The sequence below is a fragment of the Streptomyces coeruleofuscus genome (assembly GCF_039532725.1).
GTDB classification, from domain to species: domain Bacteria; phylum Actinomycetota; class Actinomycetes; order Streptomycetales; family Streptomycetaceae; genus Streptomyces; species Streptomyces coeruleofuscus.
In genome coordinates, this window is record NZ_BAAASE010000002.1 from 210725 (window position 1) to 233795 (window position 23071).

Annotated in this window: 21 protein-coding genes; 4 read left to right on the top strand and 17 right to left on the bottom strand. The window is 73.2% G+C overall.

Annotated elements, in window-relative coordinates:
• Positions 1-18: 18 nt before the first annotated feature.
• The 17 genes from ABFX81_RS08040 to ABFX81_RS08120 form a co-directional block, all read right to left on the bottom strand.
• Complete coding sequence (locus ABFX81_RS08040; RefSeq protein ID WP_086850233.1) at positions 19-684, bottom strand: response regulator; 666 nt, start codon at positions 682-684, stop codon at positions 19-21.
• Positions 681-2015 (bottom strand): histidine kinase, encoded by a 1335-nt coding sequence (locus ABFX81_RS08045; protein WP_086850231.1) that lies wholly within the window; start codon positions 2013-2015, stop codon positions 681-683. The genes ABFX81_RS08040 and ABFX81_RS08045 overlap by 4 nt, the downstream gene beginning before the upstream one ends.
• A gap of 97 nt (positions 2016-2112) precedes the next feature.
• Positions 2113-2796, bottom strand: coding sequence for a response regulator (locus ABFX81_RS08050; RefSeq protein ID WP_086850229.1), 684 nt, complete (start codon positions 2794-2796; stop codon positions 2113-2115).
• 10 nt (positions 2797-2806) lie between these two features.
• A complete protein-coding gene (locus ABFX81_RS08055) occupies positions 2807-4168 on the bottom strand; it encodes a histidine kinase (protein ID WP_086850228.1) in 1362 nt (453 codons plus the stop codon).
• Positions 4161-5417: an acyltransferase family protein gene (locus tag ABFX81_RS08060; RefSeq protein WP_346137829.1), complete on the bottom strand. Its 1257-nt coding sequence runs from the start codon at positions 5415-5417 to the stop codon at positions 4161-4163. The genes ABFX81_RS08055 and ABFX81_RS08060 overlap by 8 nt, the downstream gene beginning before the upstream one ends.
• On the bottom strand, positions 5410-6411 hold the full coding sequence (locus tag ABFX81_RS08065; RefSeq protein WP_346137830.1) for an alpha/beta hydrolase: 1002 nt from the start codon (positions 6409-6411) through the stop codon (positions 5410-5412). The genes ABFX81_RS08060 and ABFX81_RS08065 overlap by 8 nt, the downstream gene beginning before the upstream one ends.
• A gap of 145 nt (positions 6412-6556) precedes the next feature.
• A complete protein-coding gene (locus ABFX81_RS08070; protein ID WP_086854737.1) occupies positions 6557-7423 on the bottom strand; it encodes an alpha/beta fold hydrolase in 867 nt (288 codons plus the stop codon).
• 163 nt (positions 7424-7586) lie between these two features.
• Positions 7587-8771: a kynureninase gene (kynU, locus tag ABFX81_RS08075; RefSeq protein ID WP_086854736.1), complete on the bottom strand. Its 1185-nt coding sequence runs from the start codon at positions 8769-8771 to the stop codon at positions 7587-7589.
• Complete coding sequence (locus tag ABFX81_RS08080) at positions 8764-9594, bottom strand: tryptophan 2,3-dioxygenase family protein (protein WP_346137831.1); 831 nt, start codon at positions 9592-9594, stop codon at positions 8764-8766. The genes kynU and ABFX81_RS08080 overlap by 8 nt, the downstream gene beginning before the upstream one ends.
• Positions 9595-9746: 152 nt before the next feature.
• A complete protein-coding gene (locus ABFX81_RS08085) occupies positions 9747-10160 on the bottom strand; it encodes a DUF3151 domain-containing protein (protein WP_150482163.1) in 414 nt (137 codons plus the stop codon).
• A 179-nt stretch (positions 10161-10339) separates the two neighbouring features.
• Positions 10340-11809, bottom strand: a complete 1470-nt coding sequence (locus tag ABFX81_RS08090) for an MFS transporter (protein ID WP_346137832.1) — start codon at positions 11807-11809, stop codon at positions 10340-10342.
• Positions 11810-11875: 66 nt separating this feature from the next.
• Complete coding sequence (gene fbaA / locus ABFX81_RS08095) at positions 11876-12898, bottom strand: class II fructose-bisphosphate aldolase (protein ID WP_086854906.1); 1023 nt, start codon at positions 12896-12898, stop codon at positions 11876-11878.
• A 144-nt stretch (positions 12899-13042) separates the two neighbouring features.
• On the bottom strand, positions 13043-13591 hold the full coding sequence (gene pyrE, locus ABFX81_RS08100) for an orotate phosphoribosyltransferase (RefSeq protein WP_086854907.1): 549 nt from the start codon (positions 13589-13591) through the stop codon (positions 13043-13045).
• A 10-nt stretch (positions 13592-13601) separates the two neighbouring features.
• Positions 13602-14390, bottom strand: coding sequence for an aldose epimerase family protein (locus ABFX81_RS08105; protein WP_086854908.1), 789 nt, complete (start codon positions 14388-14390; stop codon positions 13602-13604).
• 51 nt (positions 14391-14441) lie between these two features.
• A complete protein-coding gene (locus ABFX81_RS08110; protein WP_346137833.1) occupies positions 14442-15491 on the bottom strand; it encodes an SRPBCC domain-containing protein in 1050 nt (349 codons plus the stop codon).
• Positions 15492-15615: 124 nt separating this feature from the next.
• Positions 15616-17271 (bottom strand): polyamine aminopropyltransferase, encoded by a 1656-nt coding sequence (locus ABFX81_RS08115; protein WP_346137834.1) that lies wholly within the window; start codon positions 17269-17271, stop codon positions 15616-15618.
• Positions 17272-17391: 120 nt separating this feature from the next.
• On the bottom strand, positions 17392-17922 hold the full coding sequence (locus ABFX81_RS08120) for a DUF2617 family protein (protein ID WP_346137835.1): 531 nt from the start codon (positions 17920-17922) through the stop codon (positions 17392-17394).
• 1027 nt (positions 17923-18949) lie between these two features.
• On the opposite strand from ABFX81_RS08120, the gene ABFX81_RS08125 reads away from it, so the two are divergent.
• The 4 genes from ABFX81_RS08125 (at position 18950) to ABFX81_RS08140 (ending at position 22949) form a co-directional block, all read left to right on the top strand.
• Positions 18950-20140, top strand: a complete 1191-nt coding sequence (locus tag ABFX81_RS08125; RefSeq protein WP_346137836.1) for a pyridoxal phosphate-dependent aminotransferase — start codon at positions 18950-18952, stop codon at positions 20138-20140.
• A 207-nt stretch (positions 20141-20347) separates the two neighbouring features.
• Entirely contained in the window at positions 20348-20926 is a 579-nt protein-coding gene (locus tag ABFX81_RS08130) for a hypothetical protein (protein WP_086854376.1), read from the top strand.
• Positions 20927-20943: 17 nt separating this feature from the next.
• The gene (locus tag ABFX81_RS08135) at positions 20944-22242 is read left to right on the top strand and encodes a peptidoglycan-binding protein (RefSeq protein WP_346137837.1); all 1299 of its coding nucleotides are present in this window, start codon (positions 20944-20946) and stop codon (positions 22240-22242) included.
• Positions 22239-22949, top strand: a complete 711-nt coding sequence (locus ABFX81_RS08140) for an ABC transporter ATP-binding protein (RefSeq protein ID WP_346137838.1) — start codon at positions 22239-22241, stop codon at positions 22947-22949. The genes ABFX81_RS08135 and ABFX81_RS08140 overlap by 4 nt, the downstream gene beginning before the upstream one ends.
• Positions 22950-23071: the final 122 nt, after the last annotated feature.

Sequence of the window (23071 nt, forward strand, 5' to 3'; positions counted from 1 at the left end):
GGTGGTGCTGGTGAGCGTTCACCCCGGCGTCACCAGCCGCGCCTCGTACGCGAACACCGCCGCCTGCGTCCGGTCCCTGAGCCCCAGCTTCACCAGGATCCGGCTGACATGCGTCTTGATCGTCGACTCGGCGACCACCAGCCGCTCGGCGATCTCCGCGTTCGACAGGCCCTGCGCGATGAGGACCAGCACCTCCGTCTCCCGGTCGGTGAGGTCGCCGTACGCCGCCTGCGCCGAGGGCATGAGACGGGGGGTCTCGGAGAGCTTGGAGAACTCGGTGATCAGGCGCCTGGTCACCGACGGGGCCAGGAGGGCCTCACCGGCGGCCACGACCCGCACGCCGTCGGCGAGCTGGCGGGCCGAGGCGTCCTTGAGGAGGAACCCGGAGGCTCCCGCGCGCAGCGCCTGGTAGACGTATTCGTCGAGGTCGAAGGTGGTGAGCACCAGCACCTTCGCCGCGCCGTCGGCGGCGACGATCTCGCGGGTCGCCTCGATGCCGTTCAGCTCGGGCATGCGGATGTCCATCAGCACGATGTCCGGGGCGAGCTCGCGGACCTTCGCGACGGCCTCCCGGCCGTTCACCGCCTCGCCTACGACCTCGATGTCCGGCATCGCGTTCAGCAGCACCGAGAAGCCCTCGCGCACCATCATCTGGTCGTCCGCGATCAGCACGCGAATGGTCATGCGTCGTCCTCGTCCGGCAGTGCGACCGGCAGGAACACCGCCACCTCGTAGCCTCCGTCGTCCGTCTGGCCCGCCGTCATCTCGCCGTTCAGCATCGTCACGCGCTCCCGCATGCCCGTGATGCCGTGCCCGGCGCCCGGCGAGGGCTTGATCAGGCCGGGGTTCGGCGGCGGGCCGTTGACTATGCGCAGGCCCAGGCCGCCGAGAACGTACCCGATCTCGACGCGGGCACTCGCACCGGGCGCGTGCCGCAGGGTGTTGCTCAGGGCCTCCTGCACGATCCGGTACGCCGACAGCTCCACGCCCTGCGGCAGCTCGCGGACCGCGCCGGTCACCACCTTCTCGACGCCCAGTCCGGCCTCCCGCACATTGGCCAGCAGCCCTTCCAGGTCGGCGAGCGTGGGCTGCGGGGCGTCCGGGGCCTCGTAGTCCTCGGCGCGGACGACACCCAGGACGCGGCGCAGCTCGGTCAGGGCCGCCACCGCGTTCTCCCGGATGGTGGCGAAGGCCTTCTCCAGCTCCGGCGGCGGGTTCTCCACCCGGTAGGGCGCGGCCTCCGCCTGGATGGCGACCACCGACATGTGGTGGGCGACCACGTCGTGCAGCTCGCGGGCGATCGTCGTGCGCTCCTCCAGCAGGGTGCGGCGGGAGCGCTCGTGCGCGGTGACCGTCTGCTGGGCGGTGACCTCCTGCTCCGCGTGGCGGCGGATGTGCCACACGGTGACGGCGAGGAGGACGAACGCGGAGACGACCAGCATGGGGCCGGTGTTGGTGCTGTGGCGGTCCGATCCGAAGACAGTGTCCGCGAGGATGCCGTACACCGCTGTCAGCGCCCACATCCAGGCGGCCGTGCGCGGCCTGGTGCGGATGGCCACGACCGTCAGCACCGTCAGGTGGCAGGCGAAGCTGCCCGGCAGCCAGGGCCAGTCGCCCCACGGGTCGCCGAACGGGAGGGCGAGCGGGGTGGCCGCCAGGGACACCCAGAACGCGCCGACCGGCCGGACCAGGGTCAGCAGGACCGGGACCGCGGCGAGCAGGCCGAGCGCCAGAGCCATGCCCTGGTCGACCGTGGCGATGGACAGGGCGATCAGGGCGGCCGCGCAGGTCACGGCGTGCGGCGTCCAGGCCGCGAGCTCCCGCAGGCGGCCGGGCAGCCTCCTGGTCAGGGGGCCGTCGACGCGCATGCGCGGCAGCAGGCGGTAGGCGAACGCGTCATGGATGAGGTCCTGCCGCAGCCCGCGCAAGGCGTCCACGGCCAGCCGGTACTCCGGGCTGCGTGGCTTGGCCCCGCCCCGCGGTGGCGTGGTCTGCGAGTGAGTCGTCTCGGTCACCTACAGAACGGTATGCGCCCCCCGGGACGCGGTCGTCACCAGTGAGAGGGGTTCCCCAGCGTCCCTCTCAGGTACTACGGGGCCCCCTGGCCGGGCTTCAGTAGCCCGACGGACGGACCAGCCCCGACTCGTACGCGAACACCGCCGCCTGTGTCCGGTCCCTCAGGCCCAGCTTCACGAGGATCCGGCCCACGTGGGTCTTCACCGTCTGCTCGGCGACGAAGAGGTGCTTGGAGATCTCCGCGTTCGAGAGGCCCTGCGCGATCAGGGCGAGCACCTCCGTCTCGCGCTCGGTCAGATCACCGATCCGTTCCTTGAGCGGGGCGCGGGGCCGGTCGTCCAGCCGCGAGAACTCGGCGATCAGCTTGCGGGTGATGACCGGGGCGAGCAGCGCGTCGCCGGCCGCGATCACCCGGACCGCCTCGGCGAGCTGCTCCGACGACGCGTCCTTCAGCAGGAACCCGGAGGCTCCGGCGCGCAGCGCGTCGTACACGTACTCGTCGAGGTCGAAGGTGGTGAGCACCAGCACCCTGATGTCCGGGTTGGCGGTCGTGATGCGCTCGGTGGCCTCGATGCCGCCGATCCCGGGCATGCGGATGTCCATCAGAACGACGTCCGGGGCGGTCTCGGCGGCCTTCGCGACACCGCCCTCCCCGTCCTTCGCGTCGCCGACGACCTCTATGTCGGGCTGGGTGCCGAGCAGCACGGTGAAGCCCTGCCGGACCATCGCCTGGTCGTCGACGATGAGAACCCGGATGGGTTTGCCGGTACCGCTCGTCATGAGGTCCCTCCTAAGGGGCCGTGGGGTGATGGGTGCCCGGGGCGTCGGCGGGCGGGACGTCCGGGAGGAACGCGGTGACCTTGAAGCCGTCCCAGTGCCACGGGTGCGCCGTCATGGTGCCGCCCAGCATCGCGACCCGCTCCCGCATGCCGAGCAGTCCGTGTCCCGCTCCCGTCGACGGCGGGGCGGGGCCGGTCGGCCGGGAGTTGACTATCTCCACCTCCAGCCCGTCCGGCTGATACGTCAGCCGGACCTTGGCGCTCGCGCCGGGCGCGTGCCGCAGGACGTTGCTCAGCGCCTCCTGCACGATCCGGTACGCGGACAGCTCCACGCCGGGTGGCAGCGGCCGCCGCTCGCCGTTGATCTCGGTGACGACCTCGCGTCCGGCGGCCCGGGTGTTCTCCACCAGCGCGTCCAGCCGGTCGAGGGTGGGCTGCGGGGCGTGGCCGGCGGCGTCGCCGTCCGGGCCGGCGGGCTGTCCCGGCCCGGTGTGCTCCGAGCGCAGCACGCCCAGCACCCGGCGCAGTTCGGTCAGCGCCTCCAGGGCGTTCTGCCGGATGCCCGCGAGGTTCTCCTTGAGCTCGTCGGGTGGGTTCTCCACCAGGTGCGGGGCGACCTGCGCCTGGATGGAGATGACCGACATGTGGTGGGCCACCACGTCGTGCAGCTCCCGCGCGATGCGGCTGCGCTCCTCCAGCAGGGTCCGCCGGGTGCGCTCCTCGGCGGTGAGCGTGGTCTGCTCGACGAGTTCCGCACGGGCCTCGCGGCGGCCGCGCAGGGCGGTGCCGACGACCACGACGACGGCGAACAGGGTGACCGCCAGCACCCCGGTGGAGGAATAGCCCCCCGCGCCCAGCAGCCCTTGGACGACGTAGGTGAGGAGCGCGGTCAGCGCGAGCGCCTCGACGGACACCCGGGTCCGCACCCGCAGGGCGAGCAGCAGCAGCACCACCATGTGCCCGATGATCCCCGCCGACGTCCAGGGCCAGGTGAAGTCGGAGGCGCCACCGGCCAGCAATTGGCGGCGCACCTCGAGGGCGCCCAGCAGCATGGCCGCCGTCGAGAGCCACCACGCCGGGATGGGCCGCCACAGCGCGAGCACCATGGCACTGCCCTGCGCCAGTCCGAGCGGGAAGGCGATCTGCGTACCCACCCCGCCGTTGTCGACGAGCTGCCCCACCGCGCCGACGGTGACACCGAACGCGACCAGGCACACCAGCCCGTGCGGCAGCCAGCGCAGCCAGGTGGAGGGGGGCATCGGGTCCGCCCGGGCGGTCCACAGGTCGTCGCGCAGCACCCGCAGCCAGCCCCCGACGCGCGCCCGCAGCGCGCGGCCCACCCCCGTGTCCGTCACGCGCCCCAGCCTAGACATGGCGCGCTTCCACCGCTGCGCCCCGGTCGGACGGACGGTGCGCCCGCACCACCCGCGACCTGCGGCCCCGGCCGCCCGCGCCCTGCTCGAAGGACCGGAAGGCGGCCCAGCAGACCGCGAGGGCCAGGGCGAACACGGGCAGCCAGAGCAGCCGGGCCCCGACCCAGCCGAGGCTGTCGGGCACCGTGTGCAGGCCGGGGAGGTGCCCGGCGAGGAGGCCGGTGGCCGTCGTGGCCATCAGGGCCGTCTGGTGCCACAGGAAGACGGTCATCGCGGAGAGGTTGACGAGGGCCACCGCCGCCCACGCCACGGGCCGGCGCATCGCCCGCCGGAGCCGCTCGCGCAGCAGCAGGGCGAGACCGCACTGGGCCAGCCCGAAGGTGACCACGGCCAGCGTCGGCGGGTCCAGATTGGACGTGCCCTCCCCCGGGACGCCGACCATCGACGCCGGATAGCCCGCCCACGCGACGAGCCCCGCCGTCGCCGCCGCACCGCCGGCGAGCAGGATCCAGCCCGCGCGGCGGCGCTCCAGCTCGCCCCGGGTCCAGGCCGCGCCCAGCGTGTAGGGCACCAGCCAGCCCGCGGCCACGTTCACCCAGCCCAGCCCGGAGGGGCCGCCGAGGCCGAAGCGCAGCAGGTCCACATGGAGTACGACGGCCAGCGGCCAGAGCGGGTTCAGCCGGGTCAGCAGCGGGGTCGCCGCCGTCAGGGCCGCGAACACCACCAGGAACCACAGCGGGGACAGCGCCAGCTTCACCAGCGTCCGCACCGTCCCGAACTCGGCGCCCGACAGCAGCAGGGCGAGCGCGGCGATCGTCCACAGGGTGAGGACGGCGGCGACCGGTGCGAACAGCCGGGTCAGCCGGGCGGTCAGCCAGTGGTGGTACGGAACGCCACGGGCCCGGGCCGAGGCCAGGCTGCGGGTCGCGACATGCCCGCCGACCAGGAAGAACACGGCGAGCGTCTGGAACATCCAGGAGACGGGCGTCAGCCAGGGCATGTGCTGGAGGGGGCTCGCCGTGCGCAGGGTGCCGCTGTCGGCGACCAGGGCCGTGACCAGCCAGTGCCCGAGGACGACACCGAGGACCGCGGCGGCGCGCAGGGCGTCCACGGCCCGGTCGCGGCCGGCCGGGGTGGCGGCGCCGACGCGTTCGGCGCCGCGGCGCACCGCGTGCCGGACACCTCGTACTCCGAGCACTTCGCGCACTTCACGTACGCCGCGTACGTCGCGTACTCCGACGTCAGTCATGGGTCACCGCCTTGGTCTCGCCCAGGACGATCCGGGTCAGGTTGGTCAGGGAGGTCGAGCCGGGCCTGAAGTAGTCGCTGTGGCCGCCGTCGCCGGCCGCGAAGACCCGGGCGCCGAAGTCAGGTGAGACGGGGTCGGTGCCGAAGCCGACGGTGGTGCCGAACAGGTCCGCGCTGAGGTGCGGGACGTTCTCCACCCAGTCGTCGCCACCGCGGGCCGCCCAGACGCGGGCGCGGGTGTGCAGGGCGGCCGCGGAGTCCGCGCCGGTTCCGGGACTGCCGACCAGCGCGATGTCGTCGACGGCGAGCCCGGCGGCGGCACGGCCGCAGACGACCGAGCCGTACGAGTGGCACAGCAGCGAGACGCGCGGTCCGCCGCCCGCTATGGCGCGCAGGTCGGTGACGAGCGCGCGCAGTCGCGGGGCCGCCTGCTCCGCCCTGCCGGTCGTCGTGACCGTCGCGCTGACCGTGCCCGGCGTCTCGTAGCCCAGCCAGGCCACGACCGCCGTGCGCGTGCCCGCGGGGGCCTCCCGTGCGAGCTGCCCGTACAGGGCGGCGGCGGCCGCGTGGAACCGGCCGTAGGTGTCGAGGCTCGTGTCGGAGCCGGGGACCAGGACGGCGATGCGGTCGGCGCGGGCGAGGTCGCCCAGGACCTCCGTCACCCGGCCGGAGCCGCGGCCGTCGAACCCGAGGAGACGCCGGGCCGGGGCGGCCAGCGCGCGGTCCCTCGCGGCACGGTCCCGGTCCTGGTGGGCGGCGGCCATCCGGGCCGCTTCGGCGGCGTTGGCACGGTTGGCCGCGTACGCCTCGTCGAGCGTCGACGCGCTGAGGGGTGCGAGGGAGGCGGGGGCCGGCGCGGGGATCTCCGGGCGCCCCGCCGCGGAGAGGGGGAACACCACCGCGCCGGTGACGAGAACGGCGAGCGCGGCCCGACGCCATCGGCCGCCGCGGTGCCGACCGCCGTCCCCACGGCGGTACTTCGCTGCGAGCCCCATGGTCGTCCCCCTCCGGCGCACCCGGCCATCGGGTCCGCTCGGAAGGGAAGTTACGGATCAGGACTCGTCGTTCGCGTCACACCGGGGAGCTCACCTGCGGCCTGGCTCTCAGGTACTACGGGTAGGACCTGAGGGGGAGGCCCGCTCACCACGCCAGTTGCGCGATCTCCTCCACCACCACGGCACACGCGTCCGCCGCAGGGTCGATGAGCGGGAAGTGCCCCACGTCCTCCAGCAGCGTCACTCCCACCATCTCCCCGGCCTTCGCCGCCGCGTCCGCGTAGGACTCGGCGACCACCTGCGGCACGTCGAGGTCCGTGCGGCCCTGGACGAGGGTGGTGGCGATGCCGGTGGGCAGCAGCAGCGCCGGGTCCGCGTACGGCTGCCGCTCGGCGAAGTGCTCGTCCCCGCCCAGGAGTTGCCGTACGGCACCGCCGCACACGTCCAGCTTGTCGGCGACCGCGAGGTCCGCGATCGGGGCGAGGGCGACCACACCGCGCAGAGCCGTCGGGCTGCCGGCGCGCCAGGGCGAGCCGGCCGGCAGGACGTGCCGGGCAGCGGCCCACAGGGCGAGGTGCCCGCCCGCCGAGTGCCCGGTGAGGACCGTACGGCGCGGGTCGGCCTGCGGCAGCAGTTCCCGGACGAGCGCCGGAAGGGCGTCCAGCGCGGCCGCGACGTCGTCGAAGGTGTCGGGCCAGCGGCCCGCGACGGAGTCGTCGTCACGACCGCGCCGGTACTCGGCACTGGCCACGGCGAACCCGCGGCGGGCGAGGAAGTCCGCGAACGGGCTGATGTGACGGCGGTCGTAGGGCGCCCGCCAGGAACCGCCGTGCAGCACGAGGACGACCGGGGCGGGCCCGCCCGGGCCGCCCTGCCGGCGCGGGGCGTAGAAGTCGATCACCTGGTCGGGGTGGTCGCCGTAGGCGGCGGTGGCGTCGGGGGCGACGGGCGCGTGGGAGAACGCCGACTTCTCCTCGGCGGCGGCCCGTGCTGCTGCGACGTCGTCCGTCATGCTCCAACCTCTCAGCGATCAGATGTGTTTGGCGGACCAGGCGGGGATCCGGCCGTTGGCCGGGACGGTATCAGGCAGGTGACATGGGCGGACACGGGGTGATGTCACGCTGGGTGAAGGCCGAACGGCCCCCGCGGCGGCAGGGGCCGTTCGGCCGGGGAACTCACCCCAGCGTCTGAGCCAGCACCCGCGCCGCCCGCTCGACGTCGGCGAAGCCCACGTACAGCGGTGTGAAGCCGAAGCGCAGCACGTCCGGTGCCCGGAAGTCGCCGACCACACCCCGCTCGATGAGCCGTTTCATCACGTCACCGGCCTCGTCGCAGCGCAGGGCGATCTGGCTGCCCCGCTCCGCGTGCGGCACCGGCGTCAGACACTCGACCCTGCCCTCGGGCACGTGCGCGGCCACGCACTCCAGGAAGAAGTCCGTCAGCGCGAGCGACTTGGCCCGCACCGCCTCGACCGGCACCCCGTCCCACACCTCCAGGGCCGCCTCCAGGGCGAGCAGGGAGAGGATGTCCGGCGTGCCGACACGGCCGCGCAGGGCGCCGGGGGCCGGCTCGTACCCGCTCCGCATCCCGAACGGCTCGGCGTGGGAGTTCCAGCCGGGCAGCGGGGAGTCGAAGCGGTCCTGGAGCTCCCGGCGCACGTACAGGTACGCCGGTGAACCCGGCCCGCCGTTCAGGTACTTGTAGGTGCAGCCGACCGCGAGATCCACGCCGTGCTCGTCCAGCCCCACCGGCAGCGCGCCCGCGCTGTGGCACAGGTCCCAGACGACGTACGCCCCCGCCCCGTGCACGGCGGCCGTCAGCGCCGGCAGGTCGTGCAGCCGGCCGGTGCGGTAGTCGACGTGGTTGAGGAGGACGGCGGCGGTACGGTCGCCCAGCACGCCCGGCACGTCCGCCGGTGCGACCGGCCGCAGCGTGCAGCCGGTCATCCGGGCGGCGGACTCGGCGATGTACCCGTCGGTGGGGAAGGTCGTGGCGTCGACGAGGATCTCGTCCCGGCCCTCCCCGGCCATCCGCACCGCCCCTACAACTGCCTTGAAGACATTGACACTGGTCGAGTCGCCCACCACGATCTGCCCCGCCGCCGCCCCGACCAGCGGGGCGATCCGGTCACCGATCCGCTCGGGCGCGGTCCACCAGCCGCTCTCCTCCCAGGACCTGATGCGCAGTTCGCCCCACTGGCGGCGTACGACGTCCTCGACCCGCCCGGGCACGACGGCCGGCAGCGCGCCGAGCGAGTTGCCGTCGAGGTAGACAACGTCGTCGAGGACGAAGGCGTCCCGCTTGCCGCGCAGGTCGTCGGCGGCGTCCAGCTTCTCCGCGCGCATCGCGAGTTCAGACATAGGACCGCGCCGTCCACAGCTCGGGGAACACCTGCTTCTGCGCCCGCTTCTCCAGCCAGGCCACTCCGGCGGAGCCGCCCGTGCCGGTCTTGGCGCCCATCGCGCGGCGGGTGGCGACGAGGTGGTCGTTGCGCCAGCGCCACACCAGCTCGGCGACATCGCTCAACGCCTCGCCGAGCCGGGCGAGTTCGTCGCTCTCGTCACCCGAGTAGACGGCCGTCCAGGCGGCCTCCACCTGCGGGGACGGCTCGTAGCGCTGCGACACGTCACGCCCCAGCACGGCCTGCGGGATGTCGTACCCGCGCCGCGCGAGCAGCCGCACCACCTCGTCGTACAGGCTCGGCTCGTGCAGCGCCTTCTCCAGCTCGGCGTGCACGCGCGGCGCGCCCCGGTGCGGGACCAGCATGGACGCGGACTTGTCGCCGAGCAGGAACTCCATCCGCCGGTACATCGCCGACTGGAAGCCGGAGCCCTCGCCGAGGGCGCTGCGGTACGAGTTGAACTGGGCCGGCGTGAGCTGGCCGAGCGGCTTCCAGGAGGCGTTCAGCGCCTCCAGCTCGCGCACGGACCTCTTCAGCGCGGCGGTCGCGGTGGGTACGTCGTCGCCGCGCAGCGCGTGTGCCGCCGTCTCCCACTCGTGGACGATGACGGTGAACCACAGCTCCATCACCTGGGTCGTGACCAGGAAGACCATCTCTCCGGGGTCGTCGGAGAGGGTGTGCTGGAGGTGGGTGAGGACGTCCGCCTTGACGTAGTCCTCGTACGGCGTCGTGCCGTGGAAATCGAGATGCGGGGTCTCGGGCTCGTGGGCCTCGTGGGACATCGCTGTCTCCTGCTTTGTAACTCCGGGTAGCGGTCCGCCCCTGCCGATGCCGGCACGGGGGCCCCGGTCCCCACGGGCATACTCCGCAATCGTCCCCCGGAACCGCAAGGCCCGCCCGCTCGGCGGACGGACCTCACACACACGGACCGCCGTCAGCCCAGGACCTGCGCCGCCGTCGGCGAGGAGTCCTTCAGGAACTGGGAGCAGCGCTCGTACTCCTCCTGCTCGCCGATCGCCTGTGCGGCACGGGCGAGGGCGTGCAGGGCACGCAGGAAGCCGCGGTTCGGCTCGTGCTCCCACGGGACCGGGCCGTGGCCCTTCCAGCCGCTGCGGCGCAGCGCGTCCAGGCCGCGGTGGTAGCCCGTGCGGGCGTAGGCGTACGACTCGACGGTCGCGCCCCGCTCGTACGCCTCGTCGGCGAGCTGCGCCCAGGCGAGCGAGGAGGTGGGGTGCGCGGCGGCGACGTCGACCGGCGCGGTACCCGACGCGAGCAGTTCCCGTGGCCCGGGGTCGTCGGGGAGGTGGGTCGGGGGCGGGCCCCCGAGGAGGTTCTCGTGAATGGACATGCCCCAAGTCTGCGTCATGAGGAAGGCTGCGGCGCAGTGCCGGGGTGGACAACGCCGTGCTTCGAGGTGCACGGCGTTGTTGCTGGGGCCGGGTGGGTCCGCAGCCCGACGGAGCGGGGTGCCGCTGCGCCCACCCGTGCCGCCCTTAGCGGCACGACTGCCCGCAGCTGGGGCATCACCTACGACAACCGCTTCCGCACCGGCTCCCCCTCCAGCGGCGGTGCCGTCACACCGCCCTGCCTCAGGCACTCCGGCCGCTTGCAGCCCGGCGGCGGCCTCCGTACCGCCGCGGCCGCGACGACCGACCCCACCACCAGCGCCCCCGCACACCACGCCATCGACTTCCCGAAGGCGACGTCGAACGCACCCGGCTCCCGGTACGCCTCCTCCCCCATCCCCGCCAGCAACGGCAACGCCGCCACCGCCACCAGCCCCGCCGCCCGGGCCGCCGCGTTGTTGATCCCGCTGGCCAGGCCCGCCCGGGACACATCCACCGACCCCAGCACGGTCGCCGTGAGCGGCGCCACCAGCGTGACCATGCCCAGTCCGAGCACCATGAGCGCCGGCAGCACGTCAGCCACGTACGACGCCCCCGGCCCGACCCGCAGCATCAGCAGCATCCCCGCGGCGCACAGCAGCGGCCCCACCGTGAGCGGCAGCCGCGGCCCGATCCGGTCGGCCAGCTCGCCGGACCGTGCCGACAGCAGCAGCATCAGCGCGGTCGTCGGCAGCAACGCCGTACCGGCCGCGAGGGCCGAATAACCCACCACCACCTGGAGCTGGAGCGCGGCGAGGAAGAAGAACCCGCCGAGGGCCGCGTACACGCACAGCGTGACGAGGTTGACCGCGGTGAACTGGCGGGAGGAGAAGATGTCCGGCGGCATCATCGGCTCGGACCGCCGCCGCTCGACGACCACGAACGCCACGGCCGCGACCGCCCCCGCCACCGCCGTACCCGCCACCACCAGGCCGTCCGCACCGGCCGCCTCGATCAACGCGTACGTCAGCAGCGCCAGTGCCGACGCGCCCAGCACCGCCCCCAGCACGTCGAACCGGCCCCGGGCCCCCTCGCCGCCCGACTCGGGCACGTGCCGCAGCGCCACGGGCACGCACAGCAGCGCCAGCGGAACGTTCAGCAGGAACACCCAGCGCCAGCCCGGCCCGTCCACCAGCCAGCCGCCGACGAAGGGCCCGACCGCCGCCCCGACCCCGCCGAAGCCGGACCACAGGCCCACCGCGCGGCCCCGGTCGTCGGGATGGAAGGACGCCTGGATCAGCGCCAGCGACCCCGGTGTGAGCAGCGCACCGCCCACCCCTTGCAGGGCACGCGCGGCGATCAGCACCCCGGCGTTCGGCGCGATCCCGCACAGCAGGGACGCCACCGCGAACCACACCACACCGACGACGAACACCTTCCGGCGCCCGAAACGGTCGCCCAGCGCCCCGCCCAGCAGGATCAGCCCGGCCAGCGTGACCATGTACGCGTTGACGGTCCACTGGAGAGCCGCCATGTCCGCGTCGAGGTCACGGCCGATGCGGGGCAGCGCGACATTGACGACGGTCGAGTCCAGCAGGGCCATGCTGGAGCCGAGGACGGTGGTGAGCAGGATCCATCGGCCCTGGGACGAGGTCAGCCGCACATCGGGCATGCAGGGAGCATACGGAAGAGCCCGGCACCCGAGGAGGTGCCGGGCTCGACGCGAGCGGACCGGGACTTACTTGATCTTCGTGCCGGTCGAGCGCAGGTGGCCGCAGGCCTCGACGACACGCGCGGACATGGAGGCCTCGGCCAGCTTGCCCCAGGTGCGCGGGTCGTAGGTCTTCTTGTTGCCGACCTCGCCGTCGACCTTCAGGACGCCGTCGTAGTTGCGGAACATGTGGTCGGCGACCGGACGCGTGAACGCGTACTGGGTGTCGGTGTCGATGTTCATCTTCACGACGCCGTTCTCCAGGGCGGTGCGGATCTCCTCCTCCGTGGAGCCGGAGCCGCCGTGGAAGACGAAGTCGAACGGGGAGCCCTTGCCGAACTTCGCGGCGACGCCCTCGTTCAGCTCCTTCAGCAGGTCGGGGCGCAGGACGACGTTGCCCGGCTTGTACACGCCGTGCACGTTGCCGAAGGACGCGGCGAGCAGGTAGCGGCCCTTCTCGCCCAGGCCCAGGGCCTCGGCGGTGCGGATCGCGTCGTCGACCGTGGTGTAGAGGGAGTCGTTGATCTCGTGGGAGACGCCGTCCTCCTCGCCACCGGTCGGGGTGATCTCCACCTCGAGGATGATCTTCGCGGCGCGGGCCTGCTCCAGCAGCTCCTGCGCGATGGAGAGGTTGTCGGCGAGGGTCTCGGCGGAGCCGTCCCACATGTGCGACTGGAACAGCGGGGCCAGGCCGGCCTCGACGCGCTTCTTGGAGAGCGCCAGCAGCGGGCGTACGTACCCGTCGAGCTTGTCCTTCGGGCAGTGGTCCGTGTGCAGCGCGATGTTCACCGGGTACTTCTCGGCGACGATGTGCGCGAACTCGGCCAGGGCGACCGCGCCGGTCACCATGTCCTTGCTGTACTGACCGCCCAGGAACTCGGCGCCACCCGTGGAGATCTGGACGATGCCGTCGCTCTCCGCCTCAGCGAAACCGCGCAGGGCCGCGTGCAGGGTCTGGGTGGAGGTCACGTTGATGGCCGGGTAGGCGAACTTTCCTGCCTTCGCCCGGTCCAGCATTTCGTTGTAGACCTCGGGAGTTGCGATGGGCATGCGTCCGCTCCTTGTATCTGCGGGTTGGCGTACTGCGTTCTCGGCCCTGACCTAGACCTTGGGGTGCGACGTCATCGTCGGCCCCATCTTTCCAGACTTGGCCGGAAGGTCCAGGCCACCGTCCACGCCCTGGTCGGTCCGGGCTCAGTCCAGGCCCAGCTCGTCCTTGGAGAACGCGAAGAGATACGGCACCCCGGCGCCCTCCTGGATCTTCTCCGCGGCGCCGGTGGCCCGGTCGACGATGGTCGCGACGGCGACGACCTCGGCCCCGGCCTCGCGCACGGCCTCGACGGCGGTGAGCGGGGAGCCGCCGGTGGTGGAGGTGTCCTCGACGACCAGCACACGGCGGCCCGCGATGTCCGGGCCCTCGACGCGGCGCTGCAGGCCGTGCGCCTTCGCGGCCTTCCGCACGACGAAGGCGTCCAGGCGCCGCCCGCGCGCGGCGGACGCGTGCAGCATGGCGGCGGCGACGGGGTCGGCGCCCATGGTGAGGCCGCCCACCGCGTCGAACTCCAGGTCGGCGGTCAGGTCGAGCAGCACCTGCCCGACCAGCGGCGCTGCCTCGCCGTCGAGGGTGACGCGGCGCAGGTCGACGTAGTAGTCGGCCTCCAGACCCGACGACAGGGTCACCTTGCCGTGCACCACGGCCTTGTCCTTGATCTGCTGCAGCAGCGCGCCGCGTGTGTCCGTCATGCCGCCCAGCTTAGAGGCGGCGCCAGCTCCAGGTCGTGGTGGCCTCCAGCGGCTCCAGGGGCGTGACCAGGCGCGGCATGCTGTTGAGCCCGTTGGGCGGCCCGGTCTGCGGCTCCACGCACACGGCCGCCTCCTGCTCGTCGTAGACGACGACCCACTCCTGCCTGCTGGCCACCTTCAGCTCCAGCTGCCCGGGCCAGGTGAGGGTCACGTCGACGCCGCCGGGCATTCCGAAGCAGTCGTCCCAGGGGCCGGGCTTCGGCTCGACGCGGTTCCCGGTGGGCAGGTGGTCGTCGCCGCGCTCCTCCTGCCAGGCCGGGTCGAAGTCGATGCGCACGTCCTCGCCGCCGAGGTTCCGGTTGAACCACGGGTGCCAGCCGATCTGCGCCGGGAACGACGACTCGTACGTCTCCACGGACATGGTCAGCGTCAGCGCGTCCTCGGTGAGGGCGACGACCTGGGTGACGCGGCCCGGGTGGGGCCAGGGGTCGACGAGCTCGTGGGTGAGGACGACCTCGGCCGTGCTCGTGCGGGCGGTGCGCCAGTCGCCGTCGCGGGCGGTGCCGTGGATGGCGTGGGGCGGGGCGTTGAGGGGCATCTGCCGTACGACGGCGCCGTCGAGGAAGCGCCCGTCACGGATCCGCCCGCACCACGGCACCATCGGGAAGGAGCCGAACCGCTCCCCCTGCCGGAGCACCTCGACGCCGCCGATCCGCAGCCCTCCGACCCGGCCGCCGTTGCCCGGCTGCACGGTCACCTCCGCGTCGCCCGCGGTCAGCGTGATGTCTTCGTCACTCACGGGACGACCCTACTGGGGTGATCAAGAGGGCATCACCCGGTGCGGGTCTTTTCAGCGGCGCCTGCGCAGCGCCCGGACCGCCACGATGGCCGACGCCAGCGCGAGCGCCGCCGCGGGGGCCGCCCAGCGCAGCGGGGCGGCGGGCATCACGGTCTGCGGCGCGGGCACCGGCGCGTACCGGCCTCGCGGCGGGGCGTGATCGACCTCCTCGGCACTGCGCCCGATCATCGTCCGCCGCGCATGCGCCGCCTCGGCGATGTCCTCGTCGTCCTCGTCTTCCTCGTCCGTGGGCCCGAGGGAGGACGGCGGAATATCGCTCCCGAAGACGGCGGGGGGCTCGGGGGCCGGGGCGGCGGGCTCGGAGGCGGGGGCGTCGTCGTCGGCTGCGGGGGCAGGGGGCTCGTCGGCGTTACCCGGAGCGGAGGACTCGTCTCCGGCTCCAGGGGCGCGAGCGTCGTCGGCGTGACCACGAGCCGACGCCTCGCCGACGTGTCCCGGGGCCGACGAAGCCCCGGCCTCCTCGTCGGCCTCGGCCATCACGCCTCCCTCGACCCCCGCCGGAGGCGGAGGCGGCGGAGCCGCGTCGTCCGCGTCCGGGGTCGTCTCGTGGTCGGTCGTGGCGCGGGGTTCGAAGTCCTGGGTGGCGACGGGTGTCGTCGTTTCCGGGGCTGTCGTTTCCGGGGCTGCCGCGGCCAGGTGTTCCGCGAAACGGTTCAGCAGGCGGATGACGGCGCCCTCCACCGCGTCGGACGGGAGGTCCTTGATCCGTCCGTCCGCGGCGGCCGTACCGTCGAAGACGACCGTCGTGCCGTCCTCCGCGTCCCGCAGGGCGATCCGCAGCGCGAGCTTCACCGAGCCGCTGCCGCGGGCCTCCGTGGCGTCGCCCTCGACGGCGTACGCCCCGTCGTCCGCCCGGGACACCCGTACGGCACCCCGGTACGTGACGGAGTGGCTGCCGACCCGGATCTTCAGCCGCCCGGTGACGGGCTCGGCGCCGGCGTCCTGCTGGAGCCCCGGAACCGCCCGGGCGACCCGCGCGGGGTCGTCCAGCACCTCCCTGAGCCGCTCGGCCGGAACCGGAACGAACACCTCGTGCTCCATGTGGACGGACTCTACCCAGCACGCGCCGAAACGCACCCCCGCCTTCGGGATTAGCCCCCGATACGCCCCCACCAGGCGTATCCTCACCACCCTCTCCCTGCCTCGCCAGGCCGCCCCGGGCCGCTCAGTAGCGCGGATGCACCAGCGTGGAGGCGGGCAGCCCCGCGATCCGCGTGCCCCGCGCCGCCCGCTCCCCCGCCGCGAGGGACGCGTCCGTGAGGACGTACGGGCGCGGGCCGTCCGGGTCGAGACGGGGCCGCGGTTCCGTGCGGGCGGCCAGGACGAAGCCCCAGTCCCGGGGCGCCCGGGAGCGGTCGGCGGGGGTGCGGTCGGGGCCGGCGGCGAAACCGGCGTGGCGGCCGCCCGTGCGGTACTGGGCGGTGCGGAAACCGGCCGCGCGGAGGGTCGCGTCCACCGTCCAGTACACCCGCGGGCTGGACGCGACGGGCCCGGCGTGCACCACGAGCCGGCCACCGGGGGCGAGCACCCGCCGCGCGAGGCCGTAGAACTCCTGCGAGTACAGCTTCGTACTGGCCGTGATGCCAGGGTCCGGCAGATCCGAGAGGACCACGTCGTACGACGCCGCGGGCGCTCCGCGCAGCCAGCCGAAGGCGTCCTGCGTGGTCACGCGCACGCGCGGGTCGCCGAACGCGTGCTCGTTCAGCGCGGACAGGGCCGGGTCGGTGCGGGCCAGCCGCACCACCTCCTCGTCGAGTTCGACGACGTGGACCCGGTCCACCCCGGGATGCCGCAGCACCTCGCGTGCCGCCAGTCCGTCACCGCCGCCGAGGATCAGCACGCGCGCGTGCGGCCCGGTCATGGCCGGGTGGACGAGTGCCTCGTGGTAGCGCGGATCGTCCCGCCCGCTGACCCGCAGCCGGCCGTCGAGGAACAGGTCGAGGGGCCGGCCGTGCGTGCCCCCGGTGAGGACCACTTCTTGCACACCGGTCTGGAGCGCCACCCGTACGTCCCCGCCGTACACCGCCTCCCGGGCGGCCCGCTCGAAGTCGTCGACGAGGACGGCGGCCGAGGCGAGGATCGCCAGCACGAGCGCGTTGGCGAGCAGCAGCAGCAAGCGGGCGCGCCGGGTCAGGTCCCGGCGGAACAGGCCGAGTACCAGCGCGCCCCCGACGACCGCGTTGACGGCGCCGGTGATCAGCGCGCCGGTCAGCTGGCCGAGGAACGGCAGCAGCAGGAAGGGGAAGGCGAGTCCGCCGACGAGCGCACCGACGTAGTCCGCGGCGAAGAGGTCGGCCACCGCGCCGCCCGCGTCCTGGCGGCGGATGCGCTGGATCAGCTCCATCAGCAGCGGGACCTCGGCGCCGATGAGCAGCCCCGTCGCGAGGGAGAAGGCGACCAGGAGGCAGCGCGGCCCGCTGGCCCACATCCCGCCCCAGTCGCCGGTCCAGGCGAAGACGGCGTACAGGGCCATCGCGCTGCACCCGCCGACGAGGGCGAGGGTCGCCTCGACCGCGCCGAAGCCGGCCGCGGCGAGCCCGCGCAGCCGCTTCGCGCCGAGGGAGCCGATGCCCATCGCGAAGACCATGACGGACAGCACGACGGACGCCTGGGTGACGGAGTCGCCCATCAAGTACGAGGCGAGGGCGACCAGTTCGAGTTCGTACACCAGTCCGCAGGCCGCGCAGACGAACACGCCCGCCAGGACCAGGAACCGTCCGGTGCCCGGCCGGACGGGCAGCCGCGCCGGGCCGCCGGGGCCGCCCGGGGCGCTCCAGGGCGGCGGGGAACCGGGCGGGGCGGGCGCGTGCGGCTCGATCACGCTGCGACGTTACGTCACGCCTCCACTGCGGTTCGTCACCCACACGTGTGGTGCTGGTTTACAGAGGCCCGACAACGGTATGAGATCCGGTTCGCCGCGTGAGCGAGGTGCCGGGGAGATTCAGTTGGCGGCGGCGGCCGACGCCGGCACCCGTACGCCCACCTTCGTGCGGGTCGCCACCAACTGCCCGTCCTGCGGGTACGCGTGCCAGGTCCGCCAGTGCACCTGTCCCTCGTGGTGCTGGGCCAGCAGTGCCGTGAAGGCGTGCGGGCTGCCGGGGAAGACGCCGGCCAGGCCGTGCGGGTGGTCGGAGACGAGGGCCAGCAACTCCTGGGCGCGGCCCGCGAAGGAGCCGGGCGAGAGGACCTCGACCCGGGCCGCGAACTCGTACTCCCAGTCGCCCACCCGCTTGGCGACGCCGAGCGGAAGCGGCGTGCTGCTGCCGGGAATGCACGCCACCGTCTCCGAGCAGACGCCCCCCTCTTCCTCCAGCAGAACCTGGTGGGAGGCGCCGAGGAGTCGCAACTGAACTTTGACGCCCGCCAGTTCGAGGTCGAGCGTGGCCAGTGCGGGAAGCGGCTCGCGCCCCAGCGCCCAGGCGAGATCGGCCGCGCGCGTGTCGGTGTAGGAGGTGTTCAGAGTCGTGAGCATGGATCGGCTCCGCAAGCACACAAGGAGAGGGAGATGGGTCCGCTGCACCCCGGTCGCACCGGGGGATTCGGCCCGGGGCAAACCGGTCGGCCGGTTTCGGGAAGGTGTCCGCAGAACGTCCGGGAGGCTGCGTCGGTGTTTTAGAGGGAATCATGAACTGTGGCGCTGCAACAGCGTCTTTACCCAAGTTCGTAGGGTTTCCATCCCTCAGAGGGCTCCACAGCTCACCTGTTCAACTACGGCGTGCGCCCTTGCCGGGGAGGCGTGCGCCGGTGCGCCGTGGCTCACGCCGGGATCCGGGACGGGCGGGCACCCGGGCTTTCGCCGTCCTCCCGAAGTGCCCGATCGACCGACGCAGTTGCCGGAATCCCACCTCGGTCCGTTCCCTTCGGCGGCAGTTGTCCTACAGGCATGCGAAATTGCCAGAACACACTGCGAATTGCCCGACAGGAGTTCTACACGTCCTCCGGACGGGAACATCGAAACTCCGGTCGGCAGGAGAACACCGGCCCCCTCCGACCGGCACGAAAACACCGGCCCGCTCCGGCCGGCACGAGAACGCGGGGCCCGCTCCAGTGCGGACCCCGCGTTCGGTGGGTGCGGCTCCCCCGTCGGGAGCGCGGCCGACGTACGTCAGCTGCCTCCGCCGCCGCAGCCACCTCCTCCTCCACCCCCGCCGCAGGACGACCCGCCGCCGCAGGAGTGCCCCCCGCTGTCTCCGCCGGACGAGCCGGAGTCTCCGCCCCCGGCCCACCAGCTGCCGCCACTGGCGTGGCCCGATCCGGTGGACGCCCCCGCCCCGCGACGGGTCGTCCGTCCGGATCCGCCGCTGCGGGCCTTGGACACCAGCGCCCCGACCAGGACGACTCCGATCACCGCCAGGATGATGCCGACTACCATGGCGTCACCCTCCTTCCGTTCCCCCGAAGCGGCCCCCCGTGGGCGCCTCGCTCTTGCGTGAACAGGGGATGCCCGCCCCCGGCACGCCCCAAAGCAGAGTTGAGGAACTCCAGAGCTTCGGCGGAGGATGACCCGCATGACCTCCAGCGCGCGCCCCCTCCTCAACCGCCGGCTCGCCGAGTTCGGGACGACGATCTTCGCCGAGATGTCCGCCCTGGCCCTGAGCACCGGCGCCATCAACCTCGGGCAGGGCTTCCCCGACACCGACGGTCCCGAGGAGGTCAGGGAGGCCGCCGTGCGGGCGCTGCGGGACGGCCTCGGCAACCAGTACCCGCCGGGGCCCGGCATCCCCGAGCTGCGCACCGCGGTCGCCGCCCACCAGCAGCGGCGCTACGGCCTGTCGTACGACCCGGACGGGGAGGTCCTGGTCACCGCAGGCGCCACGGAGGCCATCGCCGCCTCGCTGCTCGCCCTGGTGGAGCCGGGTGACGAGGTGATCGCCTTCGAGCCGTACTACGACTCGTACGCGGCCTGCATCGCGATGGCGGGCGGCACGCGGGTGCCGGTCACGCTGCGCCCGCACGAGGACAGGTTCCGCCTCGACCTCGACGAGCTGCGCGACGCCGTCACCGACCGCACCCGCCTGCTGCTGATCAACACCCCGCACAACCCGACCGGCACGGTCCTCACCCGCGCGGAGCTGGCCGCGATCGCCGAGCTGGCCGTGGAGCGGGACCTGCTCGTGGTGACGGACGAGGTGTACGAGCACCTGGTCTTCGACGACGCCGAGCACGTGCCGCTGGCGACGTTCCCGGGGATGCGCGAGCGGACGGTCACCATTTCCAGCAGCGGCAAGACGTTCTCGTTCACCGGCTGGAAGGTCGGCTGGGTGACCGGCACCCAGGAACTCGTGACCGCCGTCCGGACGGCCAAGCAGTACCTGACCTATGTCAGCGCGGGCCCGTTCCAGTACGCGGTCGCCGAGGCGCTGCGCCTGCCGGACTCGTACTTCGACGGCTTCCGCGCGGACCTCCGCCGCAAGCGCGACCTGCTCGGCGACGGCCTGCGCGCGGCCGGGTTCGAGGTCTACCAACCCCAGGGCACGTACTTCATCACCACCGACATCACGCCCTTCGGTGAGAAGGACGCCCACCGCTTCTGCCGCGCACTGCCCGAACGCTGCGGCGTCGTCGCCATCCCGAACTCCGTCTTCTACGACGACCCGGCCGCCGGCCGCAGCCAGGTCCGCTTCGCCTTCTGCAAGAGGGACGACGTTCTCCACGAGGCCGCCGTTCGGCTGCGGCGCCTGGCTTCGTGACATCCCCTTCCCCTGACGGCACGACCCGCTCGCCGTGCGCCTCGCCGACGCGGACCTCGAGGCCCACCGTCCGGCGCCCAACGTCCGGCCCGAAGCGCGCCCGCATGGTCGGGTAACAGGTTCTTCAAAGGTTCTTCATCACCTCCGGCCTACGGTCGGGCTGCCCGCCGCGCCCGCGGTCGGGCCCGACAGGAGGCGGGATAACCGATGAGGACGAACCGGGTGCTGATGGCCGTGGTGACGGCGTCGGTCATGGCGATCACTCTGGCCGGCTGCGGCGGCGAGGGCGATACCCCGAAGGTCCCGACGGCCGGCGGCGACAACGCGTCCGCGTCGTCCGGCAAGACGGCCGCCCCGGGCGGTGGCGACGACGTGTCCGCGTACGTGAACGCTCAGCGCGAGTGGGTGAAGTGCCTGCGGGAGAACGGGGTCGACGCCCCCGACCCGGATGCCAAGGGGCAGGTCGACTTCGGCGACAACGCGGCGCTGAAGAAGGACACGAAGTTCCTGAACGCCTCCGAGAAGTGCGCCTCGCTCGTGGCGGCCGTCCCCGAGAGCCTCGAGAACGCCAACCAGCCCGAGCTCACTCCCGAGCAGATCAAGGTCAAGCGCGACTACGCCGACTGCATGCAGAAGAACGGCGCGCCCGACTTCCCCGGTCCCGGCCCCAGCGGGACCGCGCAGGGCTCCGAGTGGGACCAGACGTCGGCGGGAGCCAAGCGCGCCACCCGTGTCTGCGCTCCGATCATCGGCGACCCGGTGGACCAGCCCGAGGGCAAGGGCTGACGATGACGGAGACGGTCATGCAGACCGATCACGAGCGCGGGGCGGCTCCCGCGCCGCCGCCGCGCGGCCGGCGCGGGAGGCGTACGGTCCTGGTGGCCTCGGCTCTGGTCGTCGTGGCGGCAGTCGCCGTGGTCGGTGCGCTGGGCCTCGGCGGGGGCGGGGCGGAGGACGGCTCCTCCGCCCCGCCCCGCTCGGGCTCCACCGTCCCGGTCACCCGGGCAACGCTGACCGAACGCACCACGGTGGACGGCCAGTTGGGCTACGGCACTGAGATACCGCTGCCGATCAAGTCGACGGGCACCGTGACCTGGCTGCCCACCGAGGGCAGGACGGTGGAGCGCGGCGGCACTCTGCTGCGCGTCGACGACCGGCCGGTGGTGCTGCTGTACGGGACGCTGCCGATGTACCGGGATCTGGGCCTGACCGCGGGCACCGGACAGGGCACCCGGCAGGACGCCGGGAACAAGGGGGACGCCCAGGGCACGGGTGACAAGGGCGTCACGGACGACACCTCCCAGGCCCCGGCTCCCTCCGGATCGCCGACGCCGGGTGGCGCCGGGACAGGAGGGACCGGGGGGACCGGAGGGACAGCAGGGACAGCAGGGACAGCGAGCACTCTGCGCGGGATGGACGTCCTGCAGTTCGAGAGCAATCTCGCCGCTCTCGGCCACACCGGCTTCACGATCGACGAGGAGTTCACCGACGCCACCGCCCGCGCGGTCAAGCGCTGGCAGAAATCCCTCGGGCTTCCGCAGACCGGCACGGTCGGCGTCGGGGACGTCGTCTACTCCGCCGGCAAGGTGCGGATCGGCCGCGCCGGTGTCCGGCTCGGCTCGGCAGTCACCGAGGACGTCCTCCCGTACACCGGTACGTCTCGGAAGGTCGTCGTCAACGCCTCGGCGGCGGAGGACTCCTGGGCTGTGCGCGGCGCCGCCGTCACGATCGGGCTGCCCGACGGGAAATCGGTGAAGGGCGAGGTGGCCTCGGTGGGGAAGAAGGCGACCGACCCCGAGGAGGGCGGCGGGGAGGGCGGCTCCGGGACACCGACGGTTCCCGTGACCATCACCATCAAGGACCAGAAATCCGTGGGCAGGCTGGAGAGCGCGCCGGTCACCGTGGAGTACGTGGGGCGGGAACGGGCGGACGTCCTCACCGTCCCGGTCGCCGCGCTGGTCGCCCTCGCCGAGGGCGGCCACGGCCTGGAGACCGCGGACGGCCGGTTCGTCGCGGTGAAGACCGGGCTCTTCGCGGACGGCCGGGTGGAAGTGAGCGGAAGCGCGGTTCGCGAAGGCATGAAGGTGAGGATCCCCGAGTGAGCGGAGCGTCGGCGGTCGTGGAGTTCGACGGGGTCTCCAAGACGTACCCCGGTGGTGTGGCGGCGGTACGGGACGTGAGCCTGAGCATCGGGCGCGGTGAACTCGTCGCGGTCGTCGGCCCGTCTGGCTCGGGCAAGTCCAGCATGCTGAACCTCATGGGCAGCCTCGACCGGCCCTCCGCCGGGCGGGTGCTGGTCGACGGCCACGACGTGGCGAAGCTGACGGACCGTGAGGTGTCGGCACTGCGGGCGACCCGGATCGGCTTCGTCTTCCAGCAGTTCCATCTGGCGGTAGGGGTTCCGGTGCTGGACTCCGTGGCCGACGGGCTGCTGTACGCCGGGGTACCGCTGCGCCGCCGCCGGGCCAGGGCGGCGGTGGCGCTGGAGCGGGTCGGCCTCAGCCACCGCGTCCACCACCTCCCGCACCAGCTGTCCGGCGGCGAGCGCCAGCGGGTGGCGGTGGCCCGGGCGGTGATCGGCGAACCGGCGGTCCTGCTGGCGGACGAGCCGACCGGCAACCTGGACTCCGCTTCCGGGGAGGCCGTACTCGGTCTGCTGCGCGAGCTGCACGCCGCCGGGACCACGGTCGTGATCATCACCCACGACCGGGAGATCGCGGCCGGGCTGCCCCGCCGCATCGAGATGCGCGACGGCCGCGTGGTGGCGGACACCGTGACCGCGAACGCGCCGAGCGAGGCGGTCCGGTGACCGACGGTACGACGAACGGCCTCCCCAGGGACGACGCCCCACCCACTCTGCCGACCGGCCCCCGCAGGCGTGCCGTCCGCGGCCGCGGACGGGCGAGCGGTGCCGTCGGTGGCACGGGCGGC

Excerpts from the sequence above, each read along its gene's own strand:
- ABFX81_RS08040 (WP_086850233.1), bottom strand. The coding sequence starts at position 684 with ATGACCATTCGCGTGCTGATCGCGGACGACCAGATGATGGTGCGCGAG.
- ABFX81_RS08050 (WP_086850229.1), bottom strand. The coding sequence starts at position 2,796 with ATGACGAGCGGTACCGGCAAACCCATCCGGGTTCTCATCGTCGACGAC.
- ABFX81_RS08055 (WP_086850228.1), bottom strand. The coding sequence starts at position 4,168 with ATGTCTAGGCTGGGGCGCGTGACGGACACGGGGGTGGGCCGCGCGCTG.
- ABFX81_RS08060 (WP_346137829.1), bottom strand. The coding sequence starts at position 5,417 with ATGACTGACGTCGGAGTACGCGACGTACGCGGCGTACGTGAAGTGCGC.
- ABFX81_RS08065 (WP_346137830.1), bottom strand. The coding sequence starts at position 6,411 with ATGGGGCTCGCAGCGAAGTACCGCCGTGGGGACGGCGGTCGGCACCGC.
- ABFX81_RS08070 (WP_086854737.1), bottom strand. The coding sequence starts at position 7,423 with ATGACGGACGACGTCGCAGCAGCACGGGCCGCCGCCGAGGAGAAGTCG.
- kynU (WP_086854736.1), bottom strand. The coding sequence starts at position 8,771 with ATGTCTGAACTCGCGATGCGCGCGGAGAAGCTGGACGCCGCCGACGAC.
- ABFX81_RS08080 (WP_346137831.1), bottom strand. The coding sequence starts at position 9,594 with ATGTCCCACGAGGCCCACGAGCCCGAGACCCCGCATCTCGATTTCCAC.
- ABFX81_RS08085 (WP_150482163.1), bottom strand. The coding sequence starts at position 10,160 with ATGTCCATTCACGAGAACCTCCTCGGGGGCCCGCCCCCGACCCACCTC.
- ABFX81_RS08090 (WP_346137832.1), bottom strand. The coding sequence starts at position 11,809 with ATGCCCGATGTGCGGCTGACCTCGTCCCAGGGCCGATGGATCCTGCTC.
- fbaA (WP_086854906.1), bottom strand. The coding sequence starts at position 12,898 with ATGCCCATCGCAACTCCCGAGGTCTACAACGAAATGCTGGACCGGGCG.
- pyrE (WP_086854907.1), bottom strand. The coding sequence starts at position 13,591 with ATGACGGACACACGCGGCGCGCTGCTGCAGCAGATCAAGGACAAGGCC.
- ABFX81_RS08110 (WP_346137833.1), bottom strand. The coding sequence starts at position 15,491 with ATGGAGCACGAGGTGTTCGTTCCGGTTCCGGCCGAGCGGCTCAGGGAG.
- ABFX81_RS08120 (WP_346137835.1), bottom strand. The coding sequence starts at position 17,922 with ATGCTCACGACTCTGAACACCTCCTACACCGACACGCGCGCGGCCGAT.
- ABFX81_RS08125 (WP_346137836.1), top strand. The coding sequence starts at position 18,950 with ATGACCCGCATGACCTCCAGCGCGCGCCCCCTCCTCAACCGCCGGCTC.
- ABFX81_RS08130 (WP_086854376.1), top strand. The coding sequence starts at position 20,348 with ATGAGGACGAACCGGGTGCTGATGGCCGTGGTGACGGCGTCGGTCATG.
- ABFX81_RS08135 (WP_346137837.1), top strand. The coding sequence starts at position 20,944 with ATGCAGACCGATCACGAGCGCGGGGCGGCTCCCGCGCCGCCGCCGCGC.